This window comes from Actinomadura sp. KC216 (assembly GCF_004348535.1).
Classification (GTDB): domain Bacteria; phylum Actinomycetota; class Actinomycetes; order Streptosporangiales; family Streptosporangiaceae; genus Spirillospora.
On the sequence record NZ_SMJX01000014.1, the window covers coordinates 21549 to 47470 of the forward strand.

At 69.6% G+C, this 25922-nt stretch carries 22 protein-coding genes; 9 read left to right on the forward strand and 13 right to left on the reverse strand.

Going from position 1 to position 25922, the window contains the following annotated elements:
• The first annotated feature begins 22 nt into the window (after positions 1–22).
• The 4 genes from E1264_RS04450 to E1264_RS04465 are packed head-to-tail and all read left to right on the forward strand — an operon-like array spanning position 23 to position 4757.
• A complete protein-coding gene (locus E1264_RS04450) occupies positions 23–763 on the forward strand; it encodes an alpha/beta fold hydrolase (RefSeq protein ID WP_165963991.1) in 741 nt (246 codons plus the stop codon).
• Positions 763–1899 (forward strand): acyl-CoA dehydrogenase family protein, encoded by a 1137-nt coding sequence (locus E1264_RS04455; protein WP_132169823.1) that lies wholly within the window; start codon positions 763–765, stop codon positions 1897–1899. Before E1264_RS04450 ends, E1264_RS04455 begins: the two co-directional genes overlap by 1 nt.
• Before the next feature lie 9 nt (positions 1900–1908).
• Complete coding sequence (locus E1264_RS04460; protein WP_132169825.1) at positions 1909–3087, forward strand: acyl-CoA dehydrogenase family protein; 1179 nt, start codon at positions 1909–1911, stop codon at positions 3085–3087.
• A gap of 35 nt (positions 3088–3122) precedes the next feature.
• Positions 3123–4757 (forward strand): MFS transporter, encoded by a 1635-nt coding sequence (locus E1264_RS04465; RefSeq protein ID WP_279489758.1) that lies wholly within the window; start codon positions 3123–3125, stop codon positions 4755–4757.
• Positions 4758–4774: 17 nt separating this feature from the next.
• Here E1264_RS04465 and E1264_RS04470 read toward each other — a convergent pair whose 3' ends face one another.
• Entirely contained in the window at positions 4775–6115 is a 1341-nt protein-coding gene (locus E1264_RS04470) for an FAD-dependent monooxygenase (RefSeq protein ID WP_132169829.1), read from the reverse strand.
• A gap of 362 nt (positions 6116–6477) precedes the next feature.
• On the opposite strand from E1264_RS04470, the gene E1264_RS04475 reads away from it, so the two are divergent.
• Entirely contained in the window at positions 6478–7128 is a 651-nt protein-coding gene (locus E1264_RS04475; RefSeq protein WP_132169831.1) for a methyltransferase domain-containing protein, read from the forward strand.
• A gap of 31 nt (positions 7129–7159) precedes the next feature.
• Here the strand turns inward: E1264_RS04475 and E1264_RS04480 are convergent, their stop codons facing one another.
• Both E1264_RS04480 and E1264_RS04485 read right to left on the reverse strand, forming a co-directional pair.
• A complete protein-coding gene (locus E1264_RS04480) occupies positions 7160–7795 on the reverse strand; it encodes a response regulator transcription factor (protein WP_165963993.1) in 636 nt (211 codons plus the stop codon).
• Positions 7796–8746: 951 nt separating this feature from the next.
• The gene (locus E1264_RS04485; RefSeq protein WP_132169835.1) at positions 8747–9451 is read right to left on the reverse strand and encodes a TetR family transcriptional regulator; all 705 of its coding nucleotides are present in this window, start codon (positions 9449–9451) and stop codon (positions 8747–8749) included.
• Between the two features lie 42 nt (positions 9452–9493).
• Here E1264_RS04485 and E1264_RS04490 point away from each other — a divergent pair, with 42 nt between their 5' ends.
• From E1264_RS04490 to E1264_RS04505, 4 genes are read left to right on the forward strand one after another with little or no spacing between them, the layout of a single operon-like run.
• A complete protein-coding gene (locus tag E1264_RS04490) occupies positions 9494–11290 on the forward strand; it encodes an acyclic terpene utilization AtuA family protein (protein WP_132169837.1) in 1797 nt (598 codons plus the stop codon).
• The gene (locus E1264_RS04495) at positions 11287–12069 is read left to right on the forward strand and encodes an enoyl-CoA hydratase-related protein (RefSeq protein WP_132169839.1); all 783 of its coding nucleotides are present in this window, start codon (positions 11287–11289) and stop codon (positions 12067–12069) included. Before E1264_RS04490 ends, E1264_RS04495 begins: the two co-directional genes overlap by 4 nt.
• Positions 12056–13651, forward strand: coding sequence for a carboxyl transferase domain-containing protein (locus E1264_RS04500; RefSeq protein ID WP_132169841.1), 1596 nt, complete (start codon positions 12056–12058; stop codon positions 13649–13651). The genes E1264_RS04495 and E1264_RS04500 overlap by 14 nt, the downstream gene beginning before the upstream one ends.
• 5 nt (positions 13652–13656) lie before the next feature.
• The gene (locus E1264_RS04505; RefSeq protein ID WP_132169843.1) at positions 13657–15651 is read left to right on the forward strand and encodes a biotin carboxylase N-terminal domain-containing protein; all 1995 of its coding nucleotides are present in this window, start codon (positions 13657–13659) and stop codon (positions 15649–15651) included.
• 9 nt (positions 15652–15660) lie between these two features.
• On the opposite strand, the gene E1264_RS04510 is transcribed toward E1264_RS04505, so the two are convergent.
• The 10 genes from E1264_RS04510 to E1264_RS04555 all read right to left on the reverse strand — a co-directional run bounded on the left by E1264_RS04510 (position 15661) and on the right by E1264_RS04555 (position 25921).
• Complete coding sequence (locus E1264_RS04510) at positions 15661–16356, reverse strand: TetR/AcrR family transcriptional regulator (RefSeq protein WP_132169845.1); 696 nt, start codon at positions 16354–16356, stop codon at positions 15661–15663.
• Positions 16357–16418: 62 nt separating this feature from the next.
• Entirely contained in the window at positions 16419–17444 is a 1026-nt protein-coding gene (locus E1264_RS04515) for a phosphotransferase family protein (protein ID WP_132169847.1), read from the reverse strand.
• A gap of 26 nt (positions 17445–17470) precedes the next feature.
• Positions 17471–18232 (reverse strand): SDR family oxidoreductase, encoded by a 762-nt coding sequence (locus tag E1264_RS04520; protein WP_132169849.1) that lies wholly within the window; start codon positions 18230–18232, stop codon positions 17471–17473.
• A gap of 6 nt (positions 18233–18238) precedes the next feature.
• On the reverse strand, positions 18239–19453 hold the full coding sequence (locus E1264_RS04525; protein WP_132169881.1) for an acyl-CoA dehydrogenase family protein: 1215 nt from the start codon (positions 19451–19453) through the stop codon (positions 18239–18241).
• Between the two features lie 53 nt (positions 19454–19506).
• Positions 19507–20724: an acetyl-CoA C-acetyltransferase gene (locus tag E1264_RS04530; RefSeq protein WP_132169851.1), complete on the reverse strand. Its 1218-nt coding sequence runs from the start codon at positions 20722–20724 to the stop codon at positions 19507–19509.
• Positions 20709–21860, reverse strand: a complete 1152-nt coding sequence (locus E1264_RS04535) for an LLM class flavin-dependent oxidoreductase (RefSeq protein WP_165963994.1) — start codon at positions 21858–21860, stop codon at positions 20709–20711. The genes E1264_RS04530 and E1264_RS04535 overlap by 16 nt, the downstream gene beginning before the upstream one ends.
• On the reverse strand, positions 21857–22483 hold the full coding sequence (locus E1264_RS04540; protein ID WP_165963995.1) for an EthD domain-containing protein: 627 nt from the start codon (positions 22481–22483) through the stop codon (positions 21857–21859). The genes E1264_RS04535 and E1264_RS04540 overlap by 4 nt, the downstream gene beginning before the upstream one ends.
• 35 nt (positions 22484–22518) lie before the next feature.
• On the reverse strand, positions 22519–23454 hold the full coding sequence (locus tag E1264_RS04545) for an SDR family oxidoreductase (protein ID WP_165963996.1): 936 nt from the start codon (positions 23452–23454) through the stop codon (positions 22519–22521).
• Positions 23455–23516: 62 nt separating this feature from the next.
• A complete protein-coding gene (locus E1264_RS04550; RefSeq protein WP_132169859.1) occupies positions 23517–25109 on the reverse strand; it encodes an AMP-binding protein in 1593 nt (530 codons plus the stop codon).
• Positions 25106–25921 carry an ATP-binding cassette domain-containing protein gene (locus tag E1264_RS04555; RefSeq protein ID WP_165963997.1) on the reverse strand — a complete coding sequence of 272 codons (816 nt, stop codon included), beginning with the start codon at positions 25919–25921 and terminating at the stop codon, positions 25106–25108. Before E1264_RS04555 ends, E1264_RS04550 begins: the two co-directional genes overlap by 4 nt.
• Between the last annotated feature and the right edge of the window lies 1 nt (position 25922).

The following is a 25922-nucleotide window of genomic DNA, read 5'->3' on the forward strand; positions in this document are numbered from 1 at the left end:
GATGGAGCCGCGGGAACGGCGGATGCAGCGCCCGCGTCCGAACCCGGACGCGGGCCTGCGTCTCATATGCCTGCCCTACTCCGGCGGCCGGGCGGCGGCCTTCAAGGGGCTGGCGGCGGAGCTTCCCGGCGACGTGGAGCTGTGCGCCGTCGAGCTGCCCGGACACGGCCGCCGCCTCCGCGAGAAGCCGCGCACATGCCTGCGGCCGCTCGTCGAAGAGGTCACGGACGTCCTGATCGAGCAGGTCCGGCCACCGTTCGTGCTGCTCGGGTACAGCCTGGGGGCGCTGCTCGCCTTCGAGGTCGCGCGCGAGCTGGCCCGGGACCGTCGCCCCGGGCCGGCCGCCCTGTTCGTCGCCGCGTCCGGTGCCCCGCACAGGCCGTCGACGGGCCCGCAGATCCATGATCTGCCCAAGGCCGAGCTGGTCGAGCAGCTCGTACGCCTCGACAGTTCGCGCAACGCGCCGCTGGAGCACGAGGATCTCGTCGACGTGATGCTCCCCGTCGTGCGTGCGGACCTGACCGCCGTCGAGACCTACGTCTATGAGCCGGGGCCGCCGCTGGACTGCCCGCTGGTGGCCTTCGGCGGCAGGGACGACCCGAGCCTGCCGCGGAGCGAGCTGGCGGCGTGGGCAGAGCAGACCGCCGGGGACTTCTCGGTCATCCTCCTGGCCGGTGGGCATTTCTTCCTCCACTCGTCGCAGGCCTCGTTCGCGCGCGTCCTGACCGCCGAGCTCGAACGTCTCCTGGACGGTCCGTGCTGATGGGGTTCACCGCGACGAACGATGAACGGCAGGCCTCCCTGCGCGAAGGGCTGGCACGGGACATCAAGCCGCTCGGCGACCGATACGGCGACGACCACCTGCCGCGCGACATGCTGCCGGACATCGTGCGGACGCTGCGCGCGCACGGCTATCCGGCCGACTCGGACTCCCCCGACGTGACGGCCGACGCCCTGGCGAGCGAGGAGCTCGCACGCGTCTTCCCCTCGCTGGAGGGCTGCCTGCTGATCACGAAGGCGTGCGCCCGCTACATCGCGGCCGCCGGCCCTCCGGAGCTCCGCGCGCGGGCGGTGCCGCGGCTGCTGGCCGGCGAGCGGGTCGGTTGCGTGGCCTCCACCGAACCGAACCACGGATCGAACAACGCGGCGATGGAGACCCGGGCGGTCCCGCAGGGCGACGAGTACGTCATCAACGGCTGCAAACGCTGGATCTCGAACGGCGACATCGCCGACTACGCGGTGGTGCTCTGCCTCGTCGGCGCCGAGAACGGGCATCGGCGGATCGCGCCGGTCATCATCGAGCGCGAACGCTCGCCCTACCGGACCAGAGACCTGCCCAAGCTCGGACTCAAGGCGTTCGTGACTTCCGAGATGATTTTCGAGAACTGCCGCGTCCCGCGTGAGAACTGCCTGGGGCCGGCGGGGACGGTGCAGAACCTGCAGCTCATTTTCAAGGGGTTGCAATGGTCGCGCTGCCGGATGGCGCTCGTCTCAGTGGGAATCGCGCGGGCGGCTTTCGAGGCCGCGGTGGACTACGCCCGGCGACGCCACCAGTTCGGACGGCCGATCGGCGAGTTCCAGCTCATCCAGGACAAGATCGCGACAATGGCCACCGAGATCGACGCCGCACGGCTGCTCGTCCATCGCGCCTTGGCCGCCGCCCAGGAGGGCCGGCGTTGTGATCGGGAGTCGTCGATGGCGAAGGCGTTCGCGACCGAGATGGCGGTGCGCGTGACGTCGGAGGCGATCCAGATACATGGCGCGAACGGCCTGTCACCCGACTACCCGCTCGAACGCCATTTCCGGGATGCGCGGGCGCTGACGATCGCAGAGGGAACGACCGAGATACACAAGCTCGTGGTGGCGCGGGCCGCCCTCGGGCTTTCCGCCTTCAGATGAGGGAAAGGTATGGAAACGGCCTCCGACACGATTCGCCGGAACGGGTGCATGCTGAATGCAGAAGAGGAGTCGCTGCGTGCCGTCGTCCAGCGGTGGGCGGACGAAGAGCTCCGGCCGAGGGTGGCCTCGATGGATCGCGAAGCCCGCATGCCGCAGGAGCTGATCGACGAATTGTTCGGCCTCGGCGTGATGGGCGTCCAGATCCCGGCGCACCATGGCGGCCGAGGCGGCTCGCACCTCATGAGCGCCCTGGTCATCGCCGAGCTCGCCCGGGTCGATCCATCGGTCGCGGTCTGCGTTGACGTGCAGAACGCGCTGGTGAACAACGCGCTGCTCCGTTGGGGCGGCCCCGCCCAGCAGGAGCGGTATCTGCCGCTGCTGTCGCGCGGGCTCGTCGGCGCGTACGCCCTGTCAGAACCGGAGGCGGGCAGCGATGCGTTCGCTCTCCGGACGCGGGCCCGCCGGGACGGAAAGGGTTATGTGCTGACCGGTCAGAAGGTCTGGACCACCAACGCGCGGGAAGCCGGTGTCTTCATCGTCTTCGCCAATGCCGCACCCGAGCAGGGCCCGCACGGCATCACGGCCTTCTTGGTGCCGCGCGACACGGACGGGCTGTCGATCGGACCGAGCCAGGACAAGCTCGGGATCCGGGCCAGTTCCACCTGCGAGCTGCGCCTCGACGGCGCGCGTGTTCCGCGGGACGCGATGCTCGGCGAGGAAGGGGACGGCTACGACATCGCGATCGATACGCTCAACCTCGGACGAATCGGCATCGGCGCGCAGATGGTGGGGCTGGCGACCGGCGCCCTCGACGTGGCCGTCGAATATGCCGGAAAACGCCGACAATTCGGGCAGGCCATCGCGGAATTCCAGGGCGTGCAGCTCCCGCTCGCGCAGGTCGCCACGGAAATAGAGGCGGCGCGCCTGCTGGTATACGACACGGCACGTTTCGCCGACGCCCACCGTTACGCGCCCGAGCTGTTGACACGGGCCGCAATGGCGAAATACTTGGGCGCACAGGTGGCCGGGCGGGCCGCGTCACAGGCCGTACAGACCTTTGGAGGAAACGGGTACAGCACCGCATATCCGGCGGAAAAGTATTACCGGGACGCCTTGATCGGTCAGATATACGAGGGGACATCGAACATTCTCCTGCGTACGATTGCCCGTAGCGTTCTCGACAGGTGACACCACGACCGAAGGGATTCTCCATGCGGGCGCCGATGCGACGTTGGCGCGGGCATCCGCGAGCGGTTCTGGCGACGTTGTGTCTCGCCTTCTTCATGACCCTGCTCGACACGTCGATCGTGAATATCGCGATTCCCGACATGCTGGAGGGGCTGGACGCGACCTTCGATGAGATTCTCTGGGTCCTGAACGCGTACGTTCTGGTGTTCGCCGTCCTGGTCCTTCTGTGCGGCCGGCTCGGCGACCTGCTCGGGCCGCGCGCCATGCTCGTCGCCGGGATGACGGTGTTCACGGTCGCCTCCCTGCTCTGCGGGACCGCCCCGAACGCGGGTGTTCTGATCGCCGCGCGCGCGATCCAGGGCCTGGGCGCGGCGTGCATGATGCCGCAGACGCTGACGTTGCTCACCGAGACGTTCCCGCCCGAACGGCGGGGCATGGCGTTCGGGATCTGGAGCGCGGTCGGCGGTGTCGCGCCGATCGCGGGACCGCTCGTCGGCGGCGCCCTGGTGGACCTGTACTCGTGGCGGTGGATCTTCCTCATCAACCTGCCCCTCGGCGCGCTGATCGTCGCGATGGCGCTGCTGCTGGTGCCCGAGGTCGCCGAGCGCCCTCGCAGCCGTCCGGACGTGCGCGGCGTCGTCCTGTCCACGCTGGCGCTGTTGCTGGTCACCTACGGTCTGATCGAGGGGCAGAAGCACGACTGGGGCCGGGTCTGGTCGTTCGTCACCATCCCGCTGATCATCGGTACCGGGGCGGCGCTGTTCGCGGTGTTCCTGTTCGATCAGCGGCGGCGCCAGGGCCGGCAGCCGCTGTTGCCGTTCGCGGTGTTCGCCGTCCGGGACTTCAGCACGATGATGTACGTGACCGGCGCCGTGCTGTTCGCGGTCGCGGCCTTTCTGCTGCCCGTCACCGTCTACCTGCAGGCGGTGCTCGGGCTCTCCGCGTTCGGCGCCGGTCTGGTCCTGGCCCCGCCCATGGTCATGCAGTTCATGATCGCACCGGTCAGCGGCCGGCTGACCGACCGCATCGGCGGAAAGTTCATCCTGCTCACCGGCCTGGTGCTGGTCGCGGCGGGCATCGCGCTGATGGCAGCGATGGCGCATCCCGACTCGCACTGGTCGGCGCTGATGCCGGGACTGCTCATCGCGGGCTCGGGTCTGGGGGCCGTGTTCGCCACCATGAACGCGATGGCGATGAAGAACGTGCCGCAATCGCTGGCCGGCACGGCCTCCGGAGTCGTCAGCACGGTCCGCCAGCTGGGCATGGTGTTCGGCGCGGCCGCGATCGGGGCGGTGCTCCAGAACCGGCTCGCCACCGAGCTGCCCCAGGAGGCCGAGCGACGCTCAGGGGAGCTGCCCCCGGCGGTGCGCACGGAGTTCGTGCGGAGCTTCGACCGGGTGTCCGAGGGCGGTCTGGAGGTCGGCGACCCGCGGTCCGGCGGGCTCGTCCAGCCTCCCGCCGGCCTGCCGCGCGACCTGCTCGCCACCGTCAGGTCCGCCGCGGAGGAGGTCTTCGACCATGCGTTCACCACCGCGATGCGGGTGGGGATCGCGGTGCCCGTGGCCCTGCTCGTTCTCGCCGCGGTGGCCTGCCTGCGGTTGAAGCGGACCGGGCCTGCGTCGGTCCCGGCCTCCGGGGAGCCGAACCGGGCGTCGAGGCCGACCGGCTAGGCACCCGAACGTGGACGTCACTGTGCCAGGGGCGGCGCCTCGGGCGGTGCCGCCTTGCCCGGCTGCATGGCGTGCAGCATGACGCCGGGGTTCAGCAGGCTGTAGGGGGAGCGTTCCATGTTCACCACCCGCAGGAGGGCTCGGTTGACGTGCCGATCGTGCGTCGCGGTTCGCACCACACGGTCGAGATAGGGACGCATGATCCGGTTACGCAGAGGTGGCCGTTCCCCGCTGTGCAGTGCGAGGTAGCGCAGATCCTCACCACCGGCGAGAACCCAGGCGTCCGCGCTGGCGCGGACGATCCGGGCTTGGAGCCGCCCGGTGAGGTCGGAGGACGGCGAACGCCGGAGTTCCGCGTCCAGACCGAGCGCGCCGATCGCGGCCACGGTCATGCCCTGCGCGTACACGGGGTTGAGAGTGCAGACGGCGTCGCCGATGACGACGAAGCCGGCGGGCCTGCCGCTCATCCGGTCGAATCGGCGCCGGTAGCTGTGCGAGATCCCGAACCCGCGCACGGGCGACACGGGATCGGCGCCCCGCAGGGCCTGATGCAGGAGCGGGCTGCGCAAGGTGGCGGCGAACTGCAGGAACCCCTCGTCATCGGTGGGCGGACGGTCGCCGAGGCGCCCGACGAGGCTGACGATCCAGCGATCGCCCTCCACGCAGGCGATCATCCCGCTACGGGTGTGGTCGGGAGGCTGCGCCTGAAGGAGCAGGAGCCGCCAGTCCCTCTCCTGCGGCGGCCGGGCATAGAAGCGGCTTGCGTAGCCGACGTCGCAGGCGATGGACGTTTCCTCCGGAGCGGGATAGCCGAGCGTCGTCAGCCACCGGCAGCACTGCGATCGGCGCCCGGTGGCGTCGACGATCAGATCCGCGCCGATGGTGTGATCGGATCCCGGCCGGCCGCGCTGCCGGACGAGTATGCCGGTGACCCTGGTGCCGTCCGGGTCGGCGAGCAGGCCCGTGGCTTCGGTGGAGGTGCGCATTTCGATTCGCGGGTCGTCCAGCACTCGCTGCCGCACGGTCCATTCGATGAGGTCCCGCGAGAGCGAGATGAGCGAAATGCCCGGGCGGAAGCGCCGTGACCATCCCGCCGCGGTGAGCCATAGCGCGTCGCCCGGCCAGTCGAGAGGCACGGCACCGGCTTTGAGGAACTCGGACCGGATATTGGGGAACAGCGCCTCGAGCAGAGCCGCGCCACGGCCGAGGAGAACGTGAGTGTGCGGGGATTGCGGCACACCGCTCCGGAATCCTGGATTGTCGGGCATGCGGTCACGATCCAGGATCGTCACCCGCTTGTAATGCTCGGCCAATACCCGTGCCGCCAACAGACCCGCCATGCCCGCGCCGGCGATCACGACATGATCACGACTTGATGGGATTGGGGCGTGCGCTGTCATTTTTGAGCTCCGATACGTTCGGATAGCACCGACAGAAGCCAGCTACTATTCAGTGTGACTTGCCGGACGGGACGGGTCAAGTTCTGTATACGCCCTCAGCCTCAGAGTAAGCCTCAAAGAAGGAGCTTTCTTGGGTAAAATCGGTCCGCCCCGCCTTGCCCTCGAGTCATGGTCGGCGGATAATTAGATCCTGATCAATACTTGGATGGCCCTGAACCTTTCAGCGGTCCTACGTGTACGGATGTGCAATAGATGTCGCCTTCGACACCTTGCCGTTGTCAATCGAATACTCCATCGGTCGCGGCGGGCGGGGCGCGACCGTGAAGCAGACCATAATCACGGCCGTCGTCCGGCAGTTCGGAAACCCTCGGGGCGCAGCCGGGCGCGTCGCCGGCTGGGTGCTCGCGCACCGCTCCTCCAACCGAAGGCGCAACGAATGGGTCGTCTCCCTCCTCGATGTGCGGCCCGCCGACCGGGTTCTGGAGATCGGATTCGGTCCCGGTCTGGCCATCGCCGAGGTGGACCGCCGAATCGGTCCATCGGGACACGTCTACGGGATCGACCACTCCGACGTGATGGTCCGGCAGGCGAGCAGGCGCAACGCCGCGGGTATCCGGGCCGGTCGGATCACGCTCGCCCTGGCTTCGGTCGAACAGCTGCCGCCCGCCTTCGACGGTCCTTTCGAGACCGTCTTCGGCGTCAACACGCTCGCGTTCTGGACGGAACCGGTCCGTCGACTCGACGATCTGCGGCGGCGGCTCGCGCCCGGCGGGCGCATCGCCATCGCCTCGCAGCCGCGCCATCCCGGTGTCACGAGGGATCCCGCGCGGGCCGCCGCCGAGACGGCGGACCTGTTCCGCAAGGCCGGTCTCACCCAGGTGAGAAGCGAGACCCTCGATCTCGACCCTCCTGTGATCTGCGTCCTCGGCGTCAACCCCGGCCCCTCTCAGGAGCCCGGCCGGAACGGTTGACCCGAGCCGTATCCCTATCCGGGCCGGAGCTTCATTCGGCACGGAGCATCCGGGCGACGAAGTGTGCACGGCTCGGTGAGTTCGCCTTGTGCAGCACGGCCGAGACGTGTCGCTTGACGCTGTGCAGGGATATCCCCAGCTGATGCGCGATCTGCCTGTTGCTGAACCCTTCGAGCAGGAGCGCGATGACTTCGCGCTCGCGCGGACTGAAGTAGGGCTGGGTGTGTGACGGCGCCGGAAACCTGCCGGTCGATCGGGCGTATTCGAGGAGGTAGTTCGCCACCGGCGGAGGCATCGGGCGCTCCCCTCGCATCAGAGCCTCCAGCGTGTTGTTCAGCGTCGACTCGGTGATGTCGCGCAGCATGAGGTAGCCGTCTGCGCACCTCTGCGCGGACATGGCGAGGTCCTGAGGCTCGGTGCCGACCACCAGTTCCAGCACACGGCTGGCGGGGAACCCGCTCCGGACGAGATCGGCGACTTCGTCATCGTGCGCGCAGGTGACGATGATGACGTCCGGGTTCAGTCCGCTGATATTCGCCTTTCGCGAAGCAAGCAGTTCCCGGAGGCTCCCATGGCATTCGAGGCTTTCCACCCCGGCAATTCTTCTCAGCATTGTTGCCAAGCCGCAGCGAATGACTTCACATGGCTCGAGGACGGCGACGTCCATGCCATCAGCCTCCCACCTAGCAAAGCTACATACTGAAGCCAAATCCCAAATAGGACGGAAGCGGTCCATATCGGACGATATCCAGCCGGGTTGCCACGTCTGGACAAGCACACCTTCGATGTTAGACGACCATGCCCGTCAGAGCATGTCAACCTCGCCATGACCGATACTTTTCAGTCACTCGCATCCGGATGTGCTCACTACACCAAGCCGGTCGCTGAACGGTACGGCCCGCAGCCGTGGACCCGATTCAGGTAATGAACTCCCGGCAATTTTTCTCCAGCTTACCGGCGAGGTAGGCATGAAAGGCGTTCGCGACCTGAAAATGAGCCCACTCGGTGACGCCTACGGCGCGACGGTCCGAGGACGAGTCGCGGCCTCACGCGGACGTCGTCCCAACTGAACCGGATCTTGGCTGATGCTCATCGTCATGCTTGACGTCAAATGCACATTAAGTCGCATTATGACGAGTTTGTTCTCATCGACGATAGGCATCGAAACCCTCCTCCCGGTGCTCGACGCCATGGAATCGTCCCCGGCGCCGCCGAGCTGCGCGTCCGCCCGTACGAGCTGCTCGATCCGGCTCCGGGCGCGCTCGTGACCGGTCGGCTGCGGCGCCGCCCGGGCCGTCGCGGAGCGTTCCAGGACCGCGAGGTCGCCGGCTATCGGGCCGAACTTGCGTCGCCACGCCCGCCTTGCGGTACTGGGAAGAGTGCGGCCTGTTCCCGCCGCCCGTCCGGGGCTCCGGGCGGCCGTCAATGGTCGCCGGGAGCCGACCCAGCGCCTGCTCACCGAGCTGGACGATCGGATCGCCCGAGCTCAGGTGTGTCCGAGGGGCGACACGCCCTGACAGCACATGGCCGATGGGCTCGCCGATTTGCGAACCCGGTGCACCGGCCGTCGGGCAGTGGGTGCTCGCCGGTCGGCGCGACGTCGGCGGCGTGAGCACCGCTACGGCGCGGATGCCGTAGAGGTGCCCGGTTGGATTCCGGTTAGGACGAGTTGGGTCAGATGACCTGTGAATCGTTCGAGCAGCTCCTCGTCGATCTGCTCTTCGAAGGCGCGCTCCATCCAGCGTCGCGCCGAGAACATGTACTCGGCGGCGCCGAGCACTGAGAAAAAGAAGAAAGTCGGATCCACCTCGCGGAACGTCCCTGCCTCTTGCCCTTCGGCGAGCACGCTCGCGTACCAGCGGCGCATCGGGAGCGCGAATGACCGGCTCAGCCGCTCGACCGCTTCATCATGCCCGGAAAGAAGGCGTTGGTTGAGCAGCCGGTTCAGGTAAGGGAAGCGGACGTAGTTGCGCACGACAGCGCGAAGGTGTCTTGCCAGCTTCTCGTCCGGAGGAAGGTCCTGACGGTCGAGTCGCTCGACGTCGGCGACCAGGACGCTGACGATCCGTTCGAGCAGCGCGTCGAAGAGGCCGTCCTTGTTGCCGAAGCAGTACTTGACCATGGCCACGTTGGCCGCTGCGTGGGCGCAGATCTCGGCGACCGGCACATCGCTGCCGGCGCGCTCGTACAGGAGCGCATGAGCCGATTCCAGCAGCCGGTCGGCGGTGGCCGCCGCCTGCCGGGGCGCCCCGGAGGCGGGCCAAGGTGGGAGGGCGGGCCGCGCCCGCTTGCCGGTAGGACTCATCGCGGATGAGTCTGCCACCAGCCCTTGACGTTAAACAAACATTTAATTAGCGTGCCCGGCATGGCTAGGGAGACCCGTATCGGGTGCTGGTCCGGCGCGTGGGGCGACAGTCCCGCGTACGCGCCGCAGCTCGTCGAGCGCGGAGAGGTCGACTATCTCGTCGCCGACCACCTCGCGGAGGTGACGATGGCGCTGCTCGCCCGCAGGCGCATGCGGGACGCCGATCGCGGCTTCGTTCCGGACGTCGTGGAATCGCTGGCGCCGCTTCTCGGCCGGATCCGCGACGGCGGACTCCGCGTGATCACTAACGGCGGCGGGCTGGACCCGCGCGGCTGTGCGGCCGCGCTGGGCGCGGCGGCCGCAAGAGCCGGCGTCGAGCTGCGCATAGGGGTCGTCATGGGCGACGATCTCCTTGACCGCGCTGACGAGCTGTGCGGGGAAGCTCTCGTCGCCGCGGGTTCACCGAGGCGACCGATGACGTTGAACGCATATCTCGGCGCACGGCCGATCTGCGCCGCTCTCGATCGCGGGGCCGATGTCGTCGTCACCGGCCGCTGCGCTGACTCCGCGCTTGCGCTCGGTGCGCTCATGCACGAGTTCGGCTGGGACGACCAGGACTACGACCGGCTGTCCGCGGGCAGTCTGGTCGGGCACGTCCTGGAATGCGGTGCCCAATGCACCGGTGGCCTGTTCACCGATTGGGAGTCGGTCCCGGGCTGGGACGACATGGGCGCGCCCATCGCCGTGTGCCGCGAGGACGGGACGGCCACGATCACGAAGGCGCCGGGAACCGGCGGCCTGGTGAGCGTCGGTTCCGTGGCCGAGCAGATCGTCTACGAGATCGGCGATCCCGGCGCGTACGTGCTCCCGGACGTGGTCTGCGACTGGCGCGCCGTGCGAGTCGAGCAACGCGGCCCCGACCGCGTCACCCTGTCGGGCGCCCGCGGCCGGCCGCCCACCACCACCTACAAGGCGACGGCGGCCTACCATGCCGGTCACCGCCTGGTCGGGACCGTGATGGTCGGTGGTCCGGACGCCGGCGCGAAGGCCCGGCGGGCGGGCCACGCGATCCTCGCCCGCGCCGAACGGCTGGCCGGTGCGACCGGGCACGCCCCCTTCACCGAGACGTCGGTCGAGGTCATCGGGGCGGGCGACACCTATGGGCCGGACCGTCGCGATGACGCGGCCCGTGAGGTAGTGCTCAAAGTGGCCGCCCGGCACCCGGACGCGGATGCGTTGACCGTGCTCGGCCGGGAGGTGGCGCCCGCCGCGCTGGCGATGGCGCCCGGCATCACGGGCCTGTTCGCCGGCCGTCCCCGACCGGCGGCGGCACTCGGGATCGCGTCGGTGCTCGTCAGCAAGGAGCAGGTGCCCGTGTCCGTGCACTTCGACGACGCGGTGCACGAGGTCGCGGTCGCGCCGGGGGACGGCGGCGTCCCGGTCACGAGCACCCCGCTCAAGGTCGCCTCCGGCGAGCACGGCGATCAGTCCGGCGAACGCGTGCCGCTGGGTCGTATCGCCCACGCGCGCAGCGGCGACAAGGGCAATGATGCCAATATCGGCGTGATAGCCCGTCGCCCGGAGTATTTGCGCCTGATACGCGAGCAGGTGACCGCCGAGCGCGTCCGCGCGTTCTTCGACCACCACCTCGACGGGGACGTGACCGCCTGGGAACTTCCCGGCCTGCACGCGGTGAACTTCCTGCTGACCGACGTGCTGGGCGGAGCCGGGGGCACGACGTCCCTGCGCTACGACCCGCAGGGCAAGGCGTACGCGTCCATGCTGCTCGAGCTTCCGATCATCGTGCCGCGGGACCTGCTCGACCGTGGCGGGCTCGCGGCGGGGAGCGCGAGATGAGCGCACGCGTGGAGATCGTGGACGGAGTCGCGACCGTCACGATCGGGCACGCCGGGGGCCGTGCCGCGCTCGACCTGGACTCGACGCGTGAGCTGGCCGCCGCGGTGGCGGCCGCGGAGGCCGACCCCGCCACCCACGTGATCCTGCTGCGCGCGGAGGGCACCGCGTTCTGTGTCGGCGGCTCGATCGACTTCTTCGCTGATTGCGGGACGATGCTGCACGACCGCCTGCTCGAGTTCTTCGAAGTGCTCAACCCCGCGATCCGGCTCCTGCACGAGACGTCGAAGATCACGATCGCGGCGGTGCACGGGGCGGTGGCCGGCGGCGGAATCGGTCTCATGGCCGCCGCCGACGTCGTGATCATGGCACGGAGCACAGTGGTGACGCTGGCATACGAGCCGCTGGCCGCGAGCCCCGACGCGGGAGTGAGCTGGTTCCTGCCGCGCGACATCGGTTACCGGCGCGCGCTGGCGCTCTACCTGTCGTCGGAGCGCGTCGACGCGCGGCACGCCATGGAGCTCGGGCTGGTCACGTCCGTCGTGGAGGACGACGAGCTCGACCAGCACGGTCGGGCGTTCGCCCGGCGGATCGCCACGGGTTCGCCCGTCGCACACGCCACGGCCAAGCGGCTCTTGCGGCAGGCGACCGCCACGGCGCTCGACCGGCAATTGGAGGACGAGCGACGCGCGTTCGCCGACAACGCGCGGCGGCCCGAGTTCGCCCAGGGCGTGGCGGCCTTCCTGGGGAGTCGCGGGGAGGGCCGGCATGCCGGTACTTGACTCCTCCTTCGAGCCCGCCGCCCCGGCGGCGGCCGCCAACCGGAGGGTCGCCGAGGAGCGCCTCGGCGAGCTGACCGGGCTGCTGGAGCAGCTCAATTCCGGAGGCGGCCGGCGCTACATCGAGCGTCACCGAGCACGGGGGAAACTTCTCGCGCGCGAGCGCATCGAACTGCTCGTCGACCCCGACAGCCCGTTCCTCGAGTTGATGCCGCTGATCGGCTGGGGCACCGATCATCCGCTGGGAGGCGGCATCGTCTGCGGAATCGGGGTGGTCGAGGGTGTCGCGTGTGTCGTGTCCGCCAACGATCCGACAACGCGCGGCGGAACGATGAGCCCCTACACGATGCGCAAATTCCTGCGCGCCATGGAGATCGCGCACGAGAATCGCCTACCGCTGATCAACCTGGTGGAGTCGGGGGGCGCCGATCTGTCGTCCCAGGCCGAGTTGTTCGTCCCCGGCGGCGCGATGTTCCGGAACCTCACCCGGCTGTCGGCGGCCGGCGTCCCGACGATCGCACTCGTCTTCGGGAACTCCACCGCCGGTGGTGCCTACATCCCCGGCATGTGCGACTACACGGTCTTCGTCGACGGTGGCGCGAAGGTCTTCCTCGGCGGGCCACCGCTGGTGAAGATGGCGACCGGCGAGGACGCCGACGATGAGGAACTCGGCGGCGCGGCGATGCATTCGCGCACGTCGGGACTCTCGGACTATCTCGCCGCCGACGAGCGGGACGCGCTGCGGATCGGGCGTGAGATCGTCGCCAACCTCACGGTCGGTGCGACCGTGACGCCCTTGCCGGTCCCGGCGGCCCCGTTGCACGACCCCGCGGATCTGCTCGGCATCGTTCCTGCCGATCCGCGGGTGCCGTTCGATCCGCGCGAGATGCTGGCGCGGATTCTCGACGGCTCGCGTTACGACGAGTTCAAGCCACTTTATGGAGCAGCGTTGAGCACTGGGTGGGGAGCGATACACGGTCACCCCGTCGGTGTCCTGGCCAATGTGCGAGGGGTCCTCTTCTCGGAGGAGGCGCAGAAGGCGGCGCAGTTCATCCAGCTCGCCAACCGGAATCACGTACCGCTGCTGTTCTTGCACAACACCACCGGCTTCATGGTCGGCCGCGACTACGAGCAAGGCGGAATCATCAAACATGGCGCCCACATGATCAACGCGGTATCGAACTCGGCCGTACCGCACATCGGCGTGATCCTCGGTGGCTCCTACGGCGCCGCGCACTACGCCATGGCCGGCCGCGCGTACGCGCCGCGCTTCCTGTTCTCGTGGCCCAGCGCGAGGTCGGCCGTCATGGGTCCGCAGCAGTTGGCGGGAGTGTTGTCCATCGTCGCGCGCGCCGGTGCGCGGGCGCGTGGTGAGGTCTTCGATGAGGAGGCCGATGCCCGCATGCGCGCATCGGTCGTGGGTCAGATCGAGGCCGAGCAGACCGCGCTGGCCAACACGGCGCGGGGCTACGACGACGGCATCATCGACCCGCGCGACACCCGGACCGTCCTCGGACTCGCGCTCTCCGTGGTGCACAACGCGCCCGTTCGCGGCACCGACGGCTTCGGCGTCTTCAGGTTGTGATCCCCATGACCGAACGGCCCATCACCCGGCTGCTGGTCGCCAACCGCGGTGAGATCGCACGGCGCGTGTTCGCGACCTGTAGGCGCCTGGGCATCGCCACTGTGGCGGTCTACTCGGATCCGGACGCGCAGGCCTCGTTCGTCGCCGAGGCGGACGCGGCGATCGCGCTGGGCGGCACCGGCGCGGCGGAGTCGTACCTGCGCGCGGACGCGATCGTCGCCGCGGCGCTCCAGGCGGGCGCGGACGCCGTCCATCCCGGTTACGGATTCCTGTCCGAGAACTCCGCGTTCGCGCAGGCGGTACTCGATGCGGGACTCGCATGGGTCGGGCCGTCCCCCGCCGTCATCGCGGCAATGGGCTCCAAGACCGAGGCACGCGAGCGCATGGACGCCGCCGGGGTACCGGTACTGCCCGGCCGGACGCTGGACGGCGCACGGCGCGCGGACCTGGCAGTGCTCGGCGCGGAGGTCGGCTATCCGCTGCTCGTCAAGGCCGCCGCCGGTGGGGGCGGCAGGGGCATGCGGCTGGTGCCGGACGCCGCCGCGCTCGCCGCCGGCGTCGAGTCGGCCCGCCGGGAGGCCGCGAACGCCTTCGGGGACGACACGGTCTTCCTCGAGCGGTTCGCGGGCGGCGCGCGGCACGTCGAGATCCAGATCATGGGCGACCGCCACGGCCGCGTCGCGGCGCTCCACGAGCGCGACTGCTCGGTGCAGCGCCGCCATCAGAAGGTCATTGAGGAGGCGCCCTCCCCGGCGGTCGACGACGAGACGCGCGGCGCCATGAGCGCCGCCGCCGTGACCGCCGGGAAGACGCTGGGCTACGTCGGCGCGGGCACCGTGGAGTTCCTGCTCACCGAAGGAGGCGAGTTCTTCTTCCTTGAGGTCAACACCCGCCTGCAGGTCGAGCATCCGGTGACCGAGCTGGTCACCGGCCTGGATCTGGTCGAGCTGCAGATCTTGGTGGCGGAGGGGCGCGCCCTGCCACCCGAGGCGCTCGCGCCGCCCCTGCGCGGGCACGCGATGGAGGCCCGTCTTTACGCCGAGGACGTCGCGAACGGCTTCCTGCCGGTGACCGGCACCATCAGCCGGTTCCGTATACCCGGCGACGTCCGCGTCGACAGCGGTGTGGGCGGCGGATCGGTGATCGGCCCGCACTATGACGCGATGCTGGCCAAGGTAATCGCCCACGGTCGCACCCGGGACGAGGCCGCGCGCAAACTCGCGGACGCGTTGACGCGCGCGGAACTGCACGGCACCGTGACCAATCGCGACTTCTTGGTGCGGGTCCTACGGCATCCGGAATTCCTCGCGGGCGCGGCCGACACCTCGTTTCTGGAGCGCCACGATCCGGTGGCACTGGCCGCGCCGTTGCCGGGCGCCCAGGAGACGGCCGCGGCGGTCGCGGCGGCGGCGCTCGCTCGCCAGGCCGGACGTCGCCGGACGGCCCGCGCGTTCGCCGGGCTGCCCAGCGGCTGGCGCAACAACCGCGCGCTGCCGCAGCGCACGGCCTTCGTGCTCGGCGAACGCGAAGTGACGGTCGAGTACGCGCTCGGACGAACCGGCGACCTGGAGACCCTTCGCGTCGATGGTGCCGAGCTGCCCCGGATCGTCCTGCACCAATGCGACGGCCACAGGGTCGACCTGGAGATCGACGGCCTGCGCCGACGCTACGACGTCCACTCCGGCAGTGGCGAAATGGTGTTCGTCAACACTGCCGAGGGCCAGATCGCGCTGCGGGACGTCCCCCGGTTCCCCGGCGCCCGGAAGGCAGAGGAGGCGGGCTCGCTGCGCTCCCCAATGCCGGGTCTGGTCGCCCGCGTTCTGGTGGAGGACGGGGCAGACGTCCATGACGGCCAGCCGCTACTGGTGCTTGAGGCGATGAAGATGGAACACCAGATCGTCGCATCGCACCGCGGCGTGGTGGAGTTGAAGGTCCGTGAGGGCGCCCAGGTCGAGGCGGGCAGCGTACTGGCGGTGCTCAATGCCGGATCGGAGCGGTGAGTCGTGGCGTCATCGCTCCGGACCGGCGGCGGACTCGGTGAGGTTGAGAGCGTTGGCCCAGAGCCGGGTGGAGGCCCTGACGAGGTCGTCGATCGAGCAGTCCTCCCCCAGCGCCAATGCGAAGTGGGCCATCCTGCCGACCATGCCCGAAAGCCCCAGGGCCGCCATGAACGGGTCGAGGTCACGGTCGGCGAGCCCCTCGGCCTGGAGCTTCCTGATCGCGCGGGCGTTGCGTTCGACGAACGCCCGCGCACGGCGCTGGCGTACCTGGCGGAAGTTCGGGTCGCTCGCCGCCACCTCGTCGAGGATCAGCATCATCTTGGCGTTGCGTTTGTAGGCCTCGAAGTAGGCCCGGTTGCTCGCCTCGATCACCGCGACGGGTGAGCTGGCCTCGCGGTCCAGCCGCGGCATGCCCGGATGCAGCATGTCGTCCTGAGCGGCCTGCAGCACCGCCTGAAGGATCTCCTCCTTATCGGAGAAATAGGTATAGAAGGTGCCCGCCGAGCAGTTCGCCTCGGCGGTGATGTCCATGAGACGCGAATCCCGGTATCCGTCGCGCTCGAACACCGTCCGGGCGGCGGCCACGAGGGAGGCGCGGGTGCGAGCTCCGCGAGGGGTGACGGGCGGTTCACGGAGAGCCGAGGGATCCACCAGCGAGGGGATGTCCTCTTCGCCCGACGCCTCGTGGCGGGCGGTCGTGGTCATTATGTCCGTCCAATCGTTTCTGTCGGTTGCCATATGGCGAGCCGGGCACCGAAATGCCGGCCCTAGAGCCGGTAGGAATGGATCAGGTCACCTGCCTGGTCTATCAATTGGTCGATCGCGCGCGGCGAGGGCGGGCCGCCGTCCGCGGCGTTGCGCGGATCGTCCAGCGCCCGGCGGCGCACGCCTTCGGCGATGACGGCGATCTTCCAAAGGGCGAGCACGTGCCAGAAGCCCAGTGTGCCGACATCGCGCCCGGTCGCCTCCGCATACGTGTTCACAAGCGCGTCACGGCCGACGAAACCGGATTGGGCGGAGGCGGCGAAGACGCCCTCCGGGGCCTCTCCCGGCTCCCACCAGTAGGCGAGCAGCGTCCCCAGGTCGGCCAGCGGATCACCGAGTGTGGACAGCTCCCAGTCGAGCACCGCCCGTACCTCACCGGTCCGCGGCGAGCAGATCGCGTTGCGGACGTGCAGATCTCCGTGCACGAGCACGAGTTCGCGTTGCTGCGGAATCCGCTCACGCAGGTGCGCCGCGATCCGGTCCATGGCGGGCAGTTCCCGGGTCCGGCTCTCGTCGAGCTGACGTTCCCAGCGACGCAACTGCCGCTCGGCGTAGGGGCGATGGCCGGCGAGGTCGAGCAGGCCGACCTCGCCGATGTCGACCGCGTGCAGAGCGGCGAGCGCGGTGACCAGGGACGGTCCGATACGTCCTCGCACCTCATGTGGCAGCGCGGCCGCCGCCTCCATCCGGTCGATGACGAGTCCGTCGACATGTTCCATGACCAGTTGGTCGGCGCTGGGCAGGCCGAGAACGCGCGGCACCGGAACGCCCGTGCCGTTCAGCGCCCTGAGGATACGGTGCTCGCGCCCGATGTCGTGCGCGGACTCGAGGAGGCGCCCGAGGGGCGGCCGGCGTAGTACCCATCGCCTGCCCTGGACGTCCTCGATCCGATAGGTCAGGTTGGACTGCCCGAGGCCGATCCGGTGGCAGGCCAGGGGTGGGCTCACCTCCGTCCCGATGTCGGTCAGCCAGCGAGCGACGGCGTCGAGGTCGACGCCGGCGACACGGTCTGTGTCCTGGTTCGTCACGCAATCCCCTAGATAATTGGCTGGCCCTAGATGAGGAGCTGGCCGCCGTCGACCACCATCGTCTCCCCGGTCATCCAGCGCGCGGCGTCGCTTGCGAGGAACGCCACGACCTCCCCGATGTCCTCGGGTTCGCCGATCCGGCGAAGCGGGGTCGATGCCGCGAGCCGCTCCTCGTGCTCCCTCCACAGGGCCTCCGCGAGCCGGGTGCGCACCACGCCCGGCGCGATCGCGTTCACGCGCACCTTCGGTCCGAGCTCGAGGGCGAGATGCCGGGTGAGGTGGATCAGTGCGGCCTTGGACACGTGGTAGACACCGAGGTTCTCCACCACCGTGAACCCGCCGACCGAGGCGGTGTTGATCACCGCGCCACCGTGCTCGCCCATCCACGCCTTGACCGCCATGGACGTCCACACGATCGGTGCCCAGAGATTGACGTCCATGGTCTTGGCGAACCGCGCGTGGTCCTGGTCGATGATCGGCCCGTACGCCGGGTTGGTGCCGGCGTTGTTCACCAGGACGTCGAGCCGCCCGTAACGGTGGATCGCGAACTCGACGCAGGAACACGCCGCATCCTGGTCGGTGGCGTGAGCGGCCCATCCGATCGCCCCCTCCCCCAAGGTCGCCGCCGCTTCCATGGCCGCCTCCTCGCTACGGGAGGTGAGAACCACCCGGGCGCCCCGCCGGTGCAGCGCCGCCGCCGCGGCGAGGCCGATGCCGCGCGAGGCGCCCGTGACGATGGCGACCTTGTCATGAAGGCTGTCAGGGTCATGAAGCCTGTCAGGACTCATCGGCTCCTACCCCGTCGCGGCTTGCCGTCGGCGCAGCTCCATCGATGCGATCGTGCGTTTGTGCACCTCGTCCGGCCCGTCGGCGAGACGCAGGGTGCGCAGGAGGGCGTACATGCGGGCGAGCGGAAAGTCGTCGGAGACGCCCGCACCGCCGTGGACCTGGATGGCGCGGTCGACGACCTTGAGCGCCGCCACGGGTGCCGCCACCTTGATCGCGGCGATCTCCGTCCGCGCCTTCCGGTTGCCGACGGTGTCCATGAGGTACGCCGTCCTGAGCGTGAGCAGCCGGACCATCTCGATCTCGATCCGGGATTCGGCGATCCAGTCCTGGACGTTGCCGCGGTCGGCGATCGGCCGGCCGAACGTCGTGCGCGCCCGGGCGCGGTCGATCATCAGATCCAGGGCCCGCGTGGCCATCCCCACGATCCGCATGCAGTGGTGGATGCGCCCGGGGCCGAGCCGCGCCTGGCTGATCATGAAACCGTCGCCCTCTCCGGCGAGCAGGGCCGTGCGCGGCACCCGGACGTCGTCGAACAGAACCTCGCCGTGGCCTTCGCGGTCGCTGTAACCGAAAACCGGAAGGTTCCGCACGACGGTGACCCCGGGCGTCTCGATCGGGACGACCATCATGCTCTGCTGGCGATGTTTCGGGGCATCGGGATCGGTCTTGCCCATCACGATGAGCACCTTGCAATTCTTGTGCAGGGCGTTGGAGGTCCACCATTTGCGGCCGTTGAGGACGTACTCGTCGCCGTCGCGCCGCATCCGGAGCTGGATATTGGTGGCGTCGGAGCTGGCGACCGCCGGCTCGGTCATCGCGAACGCCGAGGCGATCTCACCGGCGAGCAACGGCTTGAGCCATCGCTCCTTGTGCTCATCAGTGCCGAAGAGCGTCAGCACCTCCATGTTGCCGGTGTCGGGGGCATTGCAGTTGCAGGCCTCTGGCGCGATGAACGGGCTGCGGCCCATGATCTCGGCCAGCGGCGCGTACTCGAGGTTGGTGAGGCCCGGCCCCCACTCCGTGTGTGGATGGAACAGGTTCCACAACCCGCGCTTCCTTGCCTCGGCCTTGAGTTCTTCGAGGATCGGGGGATGGAAATGGGGGTCGCCCGCATCCTCCATCTGGGCTTCGTAGACCGGCTCGGCCGGAAAGACGTGCTCGTCCATGAAGGCGAGCAGCTTTTCCTCGTACTCTTTGGCCCTTGCGGACGGCTCGAACACGGACTCACTCCTCAAACGTCGATGGGATGTCGGACGTACATGCGATGCCGGGGTCACGACAGCCGCTCGATCACCATGGCCATCCCCTGGCCACCGCCGACGCACATCGTCTCCAGGCCGAGTTCCTTGTCGTGGAAGCGCAGCGAGTTGATCAGTGTGCTGGTGATCCGCGCCCCGGTCATGCCGAACGGGTGCCCGACGGCGATCGCTCCCCCGTTGACGTTCAGATCGTCGATGTCGACTCCGAGGTCGCGGGCCGACGGAATCACCTGGGCCGCGAAGGCTTCGTTGATCTCCACCAGGTCGATGTCCTCGATGGTCATGCCGGCGTGCGCGAGCGCCCGCCGCGAGGCCTCGACCGGGCCGAGGCCCATGATCTCTGGAGACAGACCGGAGACGCCGGTCGAAACGATGCGCGCGAGAGGCGTCAGTCCCAGCTGAGCCGCCTTCGCATCCGACATGATCACGGCGACCGCCGCGCCGTCGTTGAGCGGGCAGCAGTTGCCGGCGGTCACCGTCCCGTCGGGGCGGAAGACAGGGGCCAGCTGCGCGACCTTCTCCAGGGTGACCCCCGGCCGAGGACCGTCGTCGGCCGTCACCCGGGTACCGTCCGGCAGGGTGACCGGTGTGATGTCACGCTCCCAGAAGCCGTTGGCCAGTGCCTGCTCGGCGAGGTTCTGGCTGCGGACGCCGAACTCGTCCTGTTCCGCGCGCGTCACGCCCCTGAGCCGGGCGACGTTCTCGGCGGTCATCCCCATGGCGATGTAGACGTCCGGCAGCAGGCCGTCCGCACGGGGGTCGGACCACGGCCCGTCGGCTTCGGTGAGCTTGCCCGTCCGCCGCCCGGCGTCCTCGAAGAGCGGGTTCCCGGTACCGGGAACGCCGTCGGCGGTCCCCTTGCCATAGCGGCTGACGGTCTCCACTCCGACCGAGAGGAACACCTCGCCCTCCCCCGCGCGGATCGCGTGCATCGCCATGCGAGTGGTCTGGAGACTCGATGCGCAGTAGCGGTTGACCGTCGTACCCGGGACGTGATCCATTCCGGCGAGCACCGCGACGACCCGGCCCATGTTGAAACCCGACTCCCCCGCCGGCTGCCCGCAGCCGAGGATGAGGTCATCGATCTGCTGGTGGTCGAGCTCCGGAACCTGTTCCAGCGCGGCGCGCACCATCTGCACGGCGAGGTCGTCGGGGCGGACGTTCTTGAGCGAACCCTTCGCCGCCCGCCCGATCGGCGATCGGGCGGTTGAGACGATCACTGCTTCTGGCATGGGGGCTCCTTTTCGAGAGTGTCGGGGGAGCGCTCACCAGTGCGGCCCGTCCGCGCGGCGGCCACCGGACCTGCGGCGGCCGCCGGACCTGGGGGGTCAGCCGTGCCGCTGCTCCCTTGTCCCATGACCGAGTCGGCGATCAGGTTCACCGTCCGGCCGGTGAGCTCGACGGGCATACCCCCGAAGGACACCCGCAGGTTCACGTGGGTGACGCCGGCTTGGCGGTATTCGGCGAGCTGCTCGCTGATCCTCTCCGGAGAGCCGATCAGGCAGAGGGAGTCCGCCATGCGTGCGAGGACGTCACGGGTGGGCTTCGCCGGGTTGCCGTCCTCGTCCACCAGCCCGCCCAGTGCCGCGTATTTCTCCAGCAGCGCGGTGACATACGGCAAGCCGTCGGCGAGTGCCGCCTTGGTCGTGTCCGCGGCGAACGCCATGCGGTTGACCACGATCTTCGGTGGCTTGGACGGATCCGTCGTTTCCAGCGCGTCGAGATACCGCCGGGCGGCCGGGCGAAGCTGCGAGCCGAAATGGTGGTTGGTCGCGGCATACCAGCCGTCGAACCGGGCCGCGCGACGAGCCGCCGCGGGTGCCAGCCCGCCCACGAGGATCGGCGGCCCGCCCGCCTGGCACGGCCTCGGGTGTACAGGGCCGTCGATGTCGAGACCGTCATGGTGGTGGCCGTCGGACCCGGTCCAGAGCGCCCTGACGGCGTTGAGCGTGGCGTCCATCAGCGCGCCTGGGACGCCGTCGCGCCCGAACCGACGCCAGAGTTCACGTGAGCCGAGCCCGACGCCGAGGGTCAGGCGACCGGCACTGAGCTGGTCGACGACCGCCGCCTCGTACGCCAGTCGCAGCGGGTGCCAGGCCGGGACCAGGAGCACACCGGTGCCCAGGCCGATGGTCGTGGTCCGCGCCGCGAGCCAGGACAGCATCGCCAGGGACGAGGGCGCGGCCCACGCGCCCGGTGTCGGAGCGTAGATCTCGCCCACCCACAGCGAGGCGAACCGGCGCCGCTCGGCGAGATCGACGATCGGCTGGAGCCCGTCCGCCACCTGCCGCAACGACCTGCCGGGGGCGCCCAGGTCCAGGGCGAGGCCGAACGTGAGCCCGGCACCGCGAGAGCGCGCCGCCGTCACGCGACCACCACGGTCTCGGACGTCGGCAGGACCACCGACGGCACGCCGCCCTCGGCGAACCGCGCCCCATCCTCGCTGGCCTCGGCCGCCTCCGGTGTCGTGCCGGAGGCTCGCATGTCGGCCGGCGTGTCGAACCACACCATGCCCACGCCGTCGAACTCGGCAGGGGGCTCTCCAGCGGCCCGCTCCCGCACATGTGCCTGCACATAGCGCCGTATGTACGAGTTGCGGACCGCGATCGGGCCGTGGACGTCCCGCCAGTGGTCCTGGAAGCGGCTCACGGAGAGGTCGGCGCGCCGGCGCACGAACATGATCAGTTTCAGCGGGGTGCGCGGCCCGTCGATGAGCGGTATCTCGTCGATCCGTAGACACGCCATGCTCGGAGGATCGGCGAGGGCCAACGCGTCCGCCTCCATCGCCGCGTATCCCGGCGTGGCGGTCAGGCCGTCGAGATGGTCGTCCTCGAACCAGAATTCCGCCACGGCGTCGAACTGCGGCTCACGCCCTCGCGAATAGACCGATTCGAGCGGCATGTTCTGCACGTACCGCTGGATTCCCGGCAGTCGGCTCACCTTTTCCGCATGAACGGTGGCCCAGCGGTCCCGGAAGACCTCGACCGGCATGTCCGGACGCCGCTTGAACGCGGTGATGAACTTCTTCATGTGGCCCGCCTCCGGTTCTCAGGGCTCGCCGGCGATGTGGCCGACACGTCGGAGGCGAGCCCACCGGGCGCGATGTCGAGGCCGAACAGCCGGGAGAACTCGCGGTAATAGTCGTCATCGGAGTCCAGGCCCCCGAGCGCCACCCATTCCTCGTCCGTCATCGACCTGCGGCCGGCGGCCAGCTCCGCCGCCCCCCACGAACAGACATGCCGCAGCGCAGGCTCGTCGGCGCTGAGCGCCGAATAGACGACCTCACCGACCTCCTGCGGCCGCGTGGCCTCCCGGAGCCCGGCCGCGAAGAACTGGAACATCCGCCGGTAACTCGCCTCGTACGCGCCCGTGGACGCCGGAACCTCGGTGGCCTTGGCGAAGATGGGCGTCTTCGTCACACCGGGTTCGATCAGGACGACACGGATCCCGTGTGCGCGAACCTCCTGGGCCAGGCCCTCGGTCAGTCCCTCGACGGCCCATTTCGACGTGGCGTACGGCGCCTGGGCCCCCATCGCGACCCTGCCGGCGATCGACGCGATGTTGACGATCGTTCCCCGCCGCCGCTCGCGCATGTGGGGCAGCACGGCCGCGCTGCACCGCACGATGCCGCACACGTTGACGTCGAAGACCCGCTGGAAGCTCTCGGCAGAGGTCTCCTCGACCGTCCCGTTCTCTGTGATTCCGGCGTTGTTGACCAGGACGTCCACGCCGCCCGCGTCCTCCGTGATCTGCGCGACCGCGGAGCGGACCAGTTCCTCGTCGGTCACGTCCAGCCGGATGGGACGCACCTCGACCCCTTCGGCCGCCGACCTCTCGGCGAGCCTCGTCCCGGACGCCAGGTCGCGCATCCCCCCGTAGACCGTGTATCCGCCCGCCGCGAGCCTGATCGCGGTCGCACATCCGATGCCCGAGTTCGCACCCGTCACCAGGGCCACGTCCATGAGAACTTCCTTCCTGAAGGTCGTGCCGGCTCTACCGGCCCGGCGGGCCTCATGAGCGGACGTCATGAGGGGAGGGCCAGCCGCTCGATCGCCCGCCGCCGGAGAGCGGGGTAGTTGAGCTTGCCCGCGGCGCTGCGGTCGATGCTGTCGACCACGACCAGCCGCCGTGGGGCCTTGAAGTCCGCGAGGTGCTTCATCGCGTGCGCCCTGAGCTCCGTCAGATCGGGCGCGGCGCCCGGCGCGGCCTCGACGACGGCGCAGATGATCTCACCGAAGCGTTCGTCCGGCAGCCCGATGCAGGCGGCGTCGCGGACGGACGGATGGAGCTTGAGGATCTCGTCCACCTCTTCGGGGAAGACCTTCTCGCCGCCGGTGTTGATGCACCCGGAGCCGCGGCCGAGCAAGCGCAGGCCGCCGCCGGGCTCGACCGTGCCGAAGTCGCCGGGAACCGAGTACCTCACTCCGTCGATCGCCACGAACGTCGACGCCGACTTCGCGGGGTCCTTGTAATACCCGACGGGGATGAACCCCGACATGGCGAGAAGCCCGCTCACACCGGGCTCCGGCGTTCGCACGCGGCCCTCGGCGTCGATCAACCGCAGCGACTCCGAAGGGTGGAAGCAGCCGGAATCGGTGACGTTCGACCGGGTCGTCCGCGACCGGGCCATCCCGATCGCCTCCGTCGATCCGAGCAGGTCGACGAGGCTCACCTGAGGAAGATGTGCGAGCAGCCGGCGTTTCGCCGCCACGCTCCACGCGACCCCCGAGGACAGGATCGACGACAGGCCGGACAGGTCCCACCGGCCGGGCCGGGCCTCGAGTGCTTCGGCGAGGGGGTGGGCGAACGCGTCGCCGACCATGCCCATCGTGGTGACGCGGTGGCGCGAGACGGCGTCCCAGAAGTCCTCTGCCCGCGGGCGGTGCTCCGCGAGCATGACGAGGCAACCGCGCTGGCTCAGCGTGGCGAACGCCGCGAACAGGCCCGCGCCGTGCATCAGAGGTGAGGCGGGCAGCACCCGCGAGGAGAACGGGGACGAGCCGGGACGAGGCGAGTCGCCGGCCGCGCCTCCCGTCACGAGACCAAGCCCCGAGACGAGGTCGCCCTGCGCCCACATAACGCCCTTCGGCATCCCCGTGGTGCCGCCCGTGTAGATGATGACGAGGTCGTCCGCGCTTCTCCCCCATGGGGCCGCCGCAGCCCGCGCGGCACCGTCGGTCACGACCGCCGCGAAGTCGATCGCCCAGTCCGGAGCGGGCCTCCCGTCGTCGACCGCGACCCAGGCGCGCACCCGCGGAAGCCCGGGACGGATCGCCTCCGCCAGGTCCGACAGCGACGAGTGGAACACCACGGCCTCGGCGTCCGCGTCGTCGAGCAGGTAGGTCGCCTCCCGCGGCGAGTACCGGTAGTTGACGTTGACGGGCACCATGGCGGCCTTGAACGCCGCGAAGCACACCGTCATGTACTCCACCGAGTTGTACAGCAGGCAGGCGACCTTCGCCTGAGGGCCGAGCCCGGCGTCCAGCAGCCTCGAAGAGAGCGCGCCGGCGTCACGATCGAACTCTGACCACGTGAACTCCCGCTCACCCTGGATGAGGACGGTTCGTTCGGGGTCGCTCTCCGCGTGCGACTCCCACAGGTCCGCGAAGTTCATCATCGTCCGCCCTTCCTGTTGCGTTCGGCCCGGGCCGGTCGGTCGGCGTCCGAGCCGGCGAGACGGCCGCCGAGCCGATCGGAGCCGACCGCCGCGTCCGCCGATGCCGTGCCGGTCCCGAGGTACCGCTGCTTGATGACCGGCCAGTCGCTCCGCGCACCGGCGCCCCTCCACTCGACCCGGCCGTTCACCAGCACGACGAGGGCGTCGACGTTGCCGAGCACCATCTCGACGAACTGCTCGGTGATGACGGCGGTGACCCGCATCTCGCGGCAGGTCCGCACGAGGTTTCCCACGATCTGCTCGCGCATCGACGGCGACAGGCCCACCGACGGTTCGTCGAGGAGCATGACCCGGGGCCGCCGGCACAGGACCCGGGCGATGGCCAGGACCTGGCGCTCACCGCCGCTGAGGTGGCCCGCCCGCCGGTCACGCAGCTTCGCGAGGATCGGAAACGCCTCGTAGCTGCGTTCCAGGGCGCCCCGGGTGGCGGCCCTGCCGAGCCCTGCGCACCCGACGACGAGGTTCTCGTGCACGTTCAGCTCATGGAACAGCTCCCGTTCCTGCGGCACGACGCCGACGCCGGACCTGGTGCGGGCCGCCGTGCCGAGACGGTCGATGGACCGGCCGTCGAGGGCGATGTCGCCCCGGTACCGGGCGCGTCCCGCGACGGCCTCGACCAGCGAGGACTTGCCGGCTCCGTTGGGGCCGACGACGGCGAGGAGCGATCCGCTCGGCACCGTGAGATCGACGGCGTGGGTCGCGATGACCGAGCCGTAGGTGACGGTGAGGGATCGAAGCCGCAGCTCTGTCACG